This is a genomic window from Cryobacterium sp. MLB-32 (assembly GCF_000738085.1).
In the GTDB taxonomy this organism is placed as follows: Bacteria; Actinomycetota; Actinomycetes; order Actinomycetales; family Microbacteriaceae; genus Cryobacterium.
Genome location: NZ_JPRS01000760.1, coordinates 1 through 420 on the forward strand (window position 1 = coordinate 1; position 420 = coordinate 420).

The following is a 420-nucleotide window of genomic DNA, read 5'->3' on the forward strand; positions in this document are numbered from 1 at the left end:
GTTCTCGTCGTCGACGTCGGCCGTGCACACGATTTGGTTCATCACTCCCGACCTGCTGTCCAACGCCCAGCCAACCTGCACCGCTCTCACCCAGGGCGACTTTTCGGTGAAGAACGGGTTCACCATCAACAGCCCGATCGATGCGCTGCTCTACACCCCCTGTGCGTTCTCCGGTGTCAACGGCTTTACCTGGCGGGGCCAGATCATCGCCGGTAACTACAGCTCAGCGAAGAACAACCCCACCTTCACGTTTATCCCGATCGGTCTGCCGGGTGTGGACCTCAACACCGGGGGAGTAACGCCTGGCGTCACAACTCCGCAGCCTGGCTCCGTCGTCTCGAACAGAGAAATAAACGGCTGATGGAGATTGGAGAGTACTCATGACGGACAGCGTCGTCGGAATCGACATTGGAACGTCCG

1 protein-coding gene is annotated in these 420 nt (G+C 59.3%); it reads left to right on the forward strand.

All coding sequences use genetic code 11. The annotated features are described in order from the left end of the window. A partial coding sequence (locus JF66_RS24050; protein WP_035880983.1) for a hypothetical protein occupies positions 1-361 on the forward strand: 361 nt, incomplete at its 5' end. Positions 362-420: the final 59 nt, after the last annotated feature.